The organism is Candidatus Cloacimonadota bacterium, from assembly GCA_016932035.1.
Lineage (GTDB): Bacteria > Cloacimonadota > Cloacimonadia > JGIOTU-2 > JGIOTU-2 > Celaenobacter.
In genome coordinates this window covers 1-6,352 of record JAFGDR010000063.1, presented here as the reverse complement: position 1 = coordinate 6,352, position 6,352 = coordinate 1, and the positions used below count along the sequence as shown (strand labels likewise).

At 37.8% G+C, this 6,352-nt stretch carries 8 protein-coding genes; all 8 read left to right on the top strand.

The features are described from left to right. Positions 1 to 116 precede the first annotated feature (116 nt). Positions 117 to 575, top strand: coding sequence for a MaoC family dehydratase (locus JW794_10270; protein MBN2018496.1), 459 nt, complete (start codon positions 117 to 119; stop codon positions 573 to 575). Between the two features lies 1 nt (position 576). Then, positions 577 to 1,470, top strand: a complete 894-nt coding sequence (locus JW794_10265; protein MBN2018495.1) for a CoA ester lyase — start codon at positions 577 to 579, stop codon at positions 1,468 to 1,470. Positions 1,471 to 1,473: 3 nt separating this feature from the next. Then, positions 1,474 to 2,766, top strand: a complete 1,293-nt coding sequence (locus tag JW794_10260) for a phenylacetate--CoA ligase family protein (GenBank protein MBN2018494.1) — start codon at positions 1,474 to 1,476, stop codon at positions 2,764 to 2,766. A gap of 14 nt (positions 2,767 to 2,780) precedes the next feature. Continuing rightward, positions 2,781 to 3,716: a quinolinate synthase NadA gene (gene nadA / locus JW794_10255; GenBank protein ID MBN2018493.1), complete on the top strand. Its 936-nt coding sequence runs from the start codon at positions 2,781 to 2,783 to the stop codon at positions 3,714 to 3,716. After that, entirely contained in the window at positions 3,713 to 4,699 is a 987-nt protein-coding gene (locus tag JW794_10250) for a flippase-like domain-containing protein (protein MBN2018492.1), read from the top strand. Before nadA ends, JW794_10250 begins: the two co-directional genes overlap by 4 nt. Beyond that, complete coding sequence (locus JW794_10245; GenBank protein MBN2018491.1) at positions 4,692 to 5,423, top strand: glycosyltransferase family 2 protein; 732 nt, start codon at positions 4,692 to 4,694, stop codon at positions 5,421 to 5,423. The genes JW794_10250 and JW794_10245 overlap by 8 nt, the downstream gene beginning before the upstream one ends. Positions 5,424 to 5,427: 4 nt before the next feature. Then, entirely contained in the window at positions 5,428 to 6,087 is a 660-nt protein-coding gene (locus JW794_10240; protein MBN2018490.1) for a NeuD/PglB/VioB family sugar acetyltransferase, read from the top strand. Then, positions 6,084 to 6,352 (top strand): WbqC family protein (locus tag JW794_10235; protein ID MBN2018489.1); only part of this gene is annotated, 269 nt, incomplete at its 3' end. The genes JW794_10240 and JW794_10235, both read left to right, overlap by 4 nt.

Here is a 6,352-nt window from a genome sequence, read left to right as displayed (position 1 = left end):
TTCATGGTGGAAAAGTTACGTATGAACGAACGCATCTCATTATATGTAAAACTTTACATATTATTGAAACTCTTGTTTTGTTTACGAGTATGTTTCTCAACCAAAAAGGATAATTTATGGAATATTTGGATAATTTTGGAAAATTCTTCGATGATTTCCAGGTCGGAGATACATTCATACACCAGCCAGCCAAAACAATTACAGAAAGTGATAATAACCTCTTCTGCCTGCTGACAATGAATCATCATCCTCTTCATCTTGATAAAGAATATGCATCCAAACAAATATATAAGAATAGGCTGGTCGTAGGCACGTATCTTATCGGACTTGTCGTTGGCATGAGTGTACCTGATATTAGCGGTAAAGCAATGGTAAATCTTGATTATGAGAAGATCATTCACCATTCTCCTGTTTTTATTGGAGATACAATCCATGCGTCATCAACAATTCTGGACACACGTCTATCGAGGTCAAAACCTGACCGAGGAATTGTATTTGTTGAAACAAAAGCATATAATCAGAAAAATGAATTAGTCCTAAGTCTGAAAAGGCATATCCTCGTACCGGTAAAGTAATATGGAACAGAAAGAACATATTCTCAGAAGCATGTTATTTGTACCCGGCAATAAGCCAGAATTAATACAAAAAGCTGTGAACACAAAAGCTGATGCAGTGATAATCGATCTTGAAGATTCAGTTGTCGAAAAAGAAAAGGATCATGCAAGAGAAATTGTACGATCTTTACTGGGAACCGGCATTTTCGACAACAAACAGATCTTTATCAGGCTGAATGACAGAGACAGCGGATATCTTCAAAAAGAAGTTGAAGAATTTACCCATAAAGATATCCTCGGCTTCCTTTATCCTAAGGTTTATGATGAAGCAGAATTGAATGAATTCGATAAATTATTAACAGAGCCAGAGACAAAAAGTGGATTTCCGAAAGATCGTTTTAAAGTCATACCCCTTATTGAAACGACATCTGCTATCATGAATATTCACAGCATTTGCAATGCATCATCCAGGATCATCGCTGTTGCTTTTGGGAGTGAGGATTATTTATCAGATCTCTGTGGCAAACACGATCAACCGGAACATGCATTCATCTTTCCCCGCTCTATAATCGCAAATGCTGCACGATCTACAGGCATTATCCCGATCGATACGTTGAATATCGATGTGCACGATCTAGAGAAATTGGAAAACAAGCTCCATTTAACCCGGATACTTGGATTCGAAGGATCACTTCTTCTTCATCCTAAAGAGATCGAAATGGCACATAGATATTATACACCGACAGATGAAGAAGTCGAACAAGCAAAAAAGATCATTGAACTGTCTAAGGAAATCGATACAGGCAATCGTTCAGTAGCAATTGTTGATGACATGTTTATCGGACCTCCACTTGTGCGAAGTGCAACAAAATTACTCAAGCGTTACGAGCTTATTCAACAGATTAAAGAGTTATAAGCATTGGAAAAATCAATTTTTCAGATACCCCTTAAAGTATTTCATCGATGTAAATTTTACCCCAAGAGTCAGTATTGGACACAAAATCAGATCGAATCATATCAGGATGACAAGTTAAGAAAACTCATCCAACATGCAGGATTGAATGTCCCATATTATAGAAACCTCTTTAAGGAAATCAAACTTGATGCAACCAATTTCAGAGGAAGACAGGATCTCTCGAAGATTCCATTACTCGATAAAGAAACAGTCCGATCGAAAAAGGAACAGCTCATAGCTGAAAATGCAAAAAAGTACGGCATAACATGGGATTCGACCAGCGGTACAACAGGGACTCCGCTCCACTTCATTCTCGATACAGTTGTCCAAGCAAATAAAATAGCAGCTCTTTTAAGGAGTTATCGTTGGGCTGGATATAAACTCGGGATGAGAACATTCAGCCTTCAGAGTTATTACTTCCGCGATTGTGATTATAAATTCAATCCCTTTTACAATATTCTCAGGTATGATTCAAATCGATTATCACAGAAATCAGCACCGCGCGTCATTGAGCGAATCAATAAATTAAAACCATCTTTTTTTATGGGTTTCCCTTTTGATATTGTTATGCTTGCCCGTTACGCAGGTGAAGCAGGACTAAAAATTCATCCACCAAAATCAATTGTTACCTACGGTGAAACACTCTCAGATAAAAAAAGAAAGTTTCTTGAATATTATTTTGCGTGTAAGGTGTACGATTTCTTTTCGATGCATGAATGCTCCGCTATGATATCAGAATGTGAATATGGACATCTGCATCTTATAGAGGATTTTGCATATCACGAGATTGTAGAAGAAAACGGAGTTTCTAAGCTGGTGGGAACAAGTTTTTATAATTATTCCATGCCTTTGATTAGGTACAAGATCAACGATATAATTATCCCTGAACAAAATGAACATTCATGCCTATGCGATCGAAAATTCAGAATTATTAAAAAAATTGTGGGTAAGCAATGTGATTATATAGAGACGCCTGATGGACGTATACTTGGCGCTGTAATGTCGCACTCGATCGACAATGCAAAAGGGGTTATGTGTTCGCAAATCGTTCAAACAAGCATCGATCATATCGATGTGCAACTAGTTGTTGATGATACCTTCAATAATATCTCAGAAAAAAACCTTGAAGCAGGTCTCAGAAAGCGACTCGGCAACTCGATTACTCTTACTTTTAAAAAAGTCCCTCAACTTGATAAAGCCGACAAAGGTGGCAAAACTCCCTTTATTATTTCAAAAATCGGAAATACATATATGTAGGATTGGAGAGATCCATGCGAGAAATTTCAGAACTGGACTCATTGAGCGCTAATGAACTCTATGAACTGGTTCGAAAACTGAAGAAAGAAAAAAGTTGTTTTGTACTTGCGCATAATTATCAGCTCATGGAAGTACAAAAGATTGCTGATTATGTTGGTGATTCTCTGCAAATGGCAAAAGTTGCTGCACAGACCAACGCAAAAATGATACTTCTCTGCGGTATTATTATAATGGGAGATACTGCTAAGATATTGAATCCCGAGAAAAAGGTTATCATGGCACATCCTTTTGCTGATTGCCGTCTTGCAAAGATGAAAAAAGTATCTGATCTCGTTAATCTGAAAGCACAACATCCTGATGCTGAAGTTGTGTGTTATGTAAATTCCGAAGCAGAACTCAAAGCAGAAAGTACAATAACCTGCACATCGGCAAATGCCGTAGAAGTCATTGCATCTATCCCTCGATCCAAAGAAGTAATTTTTGTTCCTGATAGGAATATCGGTATGTGGGTATCATACAAACTTGGAAGAGACCTGATCATGTTTGACAGCACCTGCTATGTTCATGACCAGATCACGATCGATGAGGTGATGGCTGTTCGAAAGAAATATCCCAAATATACTTTGCTCGTTCATCCTGAATGTAGATTGAATGTATGCAAGGTAGCAGATCTTGTTTGTTCAACAAGCCAGATGATCGACTATGCCGAAGACCACGATAATCTCATAATCGGAACCGAATACGGACTGTATGAACAGCTGCGATACCACTATCCCCAAAAAAATATTGTATCTTTAAGCGAGACAATGATCTGCGATGACATGAAGATGACAACACTTCGTGGTGCAGTTCAAGCACTGCTGGAAGAAAGAAGTGAGATCATCCTTTCTGAAGATGTGATGAATAACACAAGAACATCTCTCCAAAGAATGATGGATATCGTACAATGAGTCTAGTATCAGCAAAATTACGAAAGTCCTTTCCTGTAATACAACTCATCATCTCCGTTGTTCTTCTTTTCTTTATTGTTTACAAATATCATATCTCATTCTTCAAGCGTTTTGCTCAAATTCCTCATCCACAATGGATTTTTGTATCGCTTTTTATCAGCCTTGTTCTCATCCCAATTCTCGCTGCTATTCGTTGGAAGATCATGCTGAACTTTTCGGGAATTCGTGAAGGAATTTTTCAAATCCTGAAAATCAACTTTATCTCAATTTTCTGGGGCATCATGCTTCCTTCATCAGATGGCTTTGCTGCTATCAGATTGTATCTCATCGAAAAAAGACATAAAGCTACACCTGGCAAAGCTGGTAGTACTGTGGTCGTAGAAAAATTTCTCGGTTTCATGCTCCTTTGCCTGATCGGGATTGGTTTCAGTTTCACGGTTCATTTAGAGAAAATTGTTATTTGCCGACTTCTCCTCATAGTCATGGTGCTTCTTATTGCAGGATTATTCTTGCTCCTTGCCAACAAATTCACATATAACACATTAACCCAGAAATTGAAAAATGCCAAGCGCAGTGAGAAAGTATTCTCATTCATTGTCTCTCTGCACAAATCTTTTACAGTACTTCCTTTCGGAAAAATCATCATTTGCACCTTGCCGATAATGCTGTTATTCCAATTAATAACAATAGTTAATGTAAAAATACTCTTTAGCGCTTATGGATTAGACATCCCTATCCTAACCCACCTCGCACTGGTTCCCATTATTCAGATCATTTCATTAATACCTGTTACTATAAGTGGATTTGGTGTTCGTGAAGGTGCTTTCGTATATTTTTATCAGACAATCGGCGTGTCTCCATCCATAGCAATGAGTGTTTCGATCATGAATTTTTTGATCCTTACCGGAGTTCCTGCTTTGATTGGTGGAATCTGGAGTATCATCAGCCAGATAAGCAAGAAGGATGTGCTGAAACATGCCTGAACTCTCTGTAGTCGTACCCGTATATAACGATCAGGAAGTACTGTCGGAACTCTTTAATAGATTACTTCCAGTTCTTATAAAGGAAACAACTCAATTCGAGATCATTTTTATTGATGATGGTAGTTCAGATGATTCTTTTGAGATTCTCAAAAAATATCATAATCAGGATAATAGAATTAAAATCCTTAAATTCATACGAAATTACGGTCAGTCTAATGCAATTACTGCAGGATTAGAAAAAGCAAAGGGCAAAATTATTGTAATCATGGACAGCGATCTTCAAGACAGACCCGAAGATATACCCTTGCTTCTAACCACTCTCCGCAATAGTAATGTGAAAATAGTCATTGCACAACAGAAAAAAAAGTATACAAATCTCATAAAGACCTTCATTTCCCATCTTTTCTTCCAGTTTTCAAACCTTGTCACAAATATACAGCATCCACCTAATCTTGGAGTGTTCCGAGCATTTTATAAAGAGGTATATGATACATATATCAAACCTTTAGATTATTGCGGGACAACGCTCAGTCAGTTTTACAGATTACATCTTCAATACGAGATCATACCTGTTGTACGTGATAAAAGATTTTCAGGCAAAAGCGGATATGATCTTAAGAAGATGTTTCAATTAGTATTCGATAGGATTCTCCCCCATCTGCGATGTTTTATAGTACCGTCAAAACGAAAACCATATTACGAGATAGATGCATTTATAGGATAAAATAATGAGAAAAAAAATAATTATTCTTGGTGGTCTTGGTAACGGCTCTGTCATTACTCAAGCGATCTGTGATGCGCAAAAACGTGGTAATGACGAATTTGAATTTGCTGGATATTTGAATGACAGAATTGATGCTGGTCAATCTATAGAAGGATTTCCTGTTCTTGGCAAACTCAATGAAGCAAGGGCATTCCTCCATTCCAGCTGCTACTTTATTAATACGATCTACAGGATCGATGGCCAGGAAGAACGAATCAGACTATTTCAGAATTTAGATATTCCAGAATCCTCGCTGGCAACATTCATTCATCCCACTGCATATGTAGCACCAAATGTCGTTCTGGAGCCTGGTGTTGTCATCATGCCGAATGTGAGTATCTCACCAGGCGTGAAGATTGGTCTTGGCAGTCTTATTATGCCCGGAACTACAATCGGTCATAATTCAGCTATCGGAAAGTATTGTCATCTAGCAGCACAATCGTGTATAAGTTCATTTGTAACCATCTCAGAAGCAGTACATATTGGGCTAAACGCAACCGTACGTGAAAGTGTTACTATTGGTGAATATTCAGCTTTAGGAATGGGATCGGTTCTTCTCTCTGATATACCATCACATGAAATTTGGGCTGGTAATCCTGCAAAATTCCTGCGAAATCCACAATGAAAAAGATTGCAATTCTTCAATCGAATTATCTCCCATGGAAGGGATATTTCCATATCATTCAGAAGGCGGATCACTTCGTTTTTCTTGATTCTGTTCAATATACAGTTCGGGACTGGAGGAACAGGAATATCATCAAAACACCACATGGACTTTCATGGATTACCGTTCCTACAAATGGGACACAGTCGATGCGGATTGATGAAGTTATGATAGATAATTCTACCTCATGGCAGAAGAAACATTTGCATACACTTCAAAGGAATTA

What these genes read in the sequence shown, in the direction of transcription:
- JW794_10270 (MBN2018496.1), top strand. Translation starts at nt 117, where the DNA reads ATGGAATATTTGGATAATTTTGGAAAATTCTTCGATGATTTCCAGGTC.
- JW794_10265 (MBN2018495.1), top strand. Translation starts at nt 577, where the DNA reads ATGGAACAGAAAGAACATATTCTCAGAAGCATGTTATTTGTACCCGGC.
- nadA (MBN2018493.1), top strand. Translation starts at nt 2,781, where the DNA reads ATGCGAGAAATTTCAGAACTGGACTCATTGAGCGCTAATGAACTCTAT.
- JW794_10250 (MBN2018492.1), top strand. Translation starts at nt 3,713, where the DNA reads ATGAGTCTAGTATCAGCAAAATTACGAAAGTCCTTTCCTGTAATACAA.
- JW794_10245 (MBN2018491.1), top strand. Translation starts at nt 4,692, where the DNA reads ATGCCTGAACTCTCTGTAGTCGTACCCGTATATAACGATCAGGAAGTA.
- JW794_10240 (MBN2018490.1), top strand. Translation starts at nt 5,428, where the DNA reads ATGAGAAAAAAAATAATTATTCTTGGTGGTCTTGGTAACGGCTCTGTC.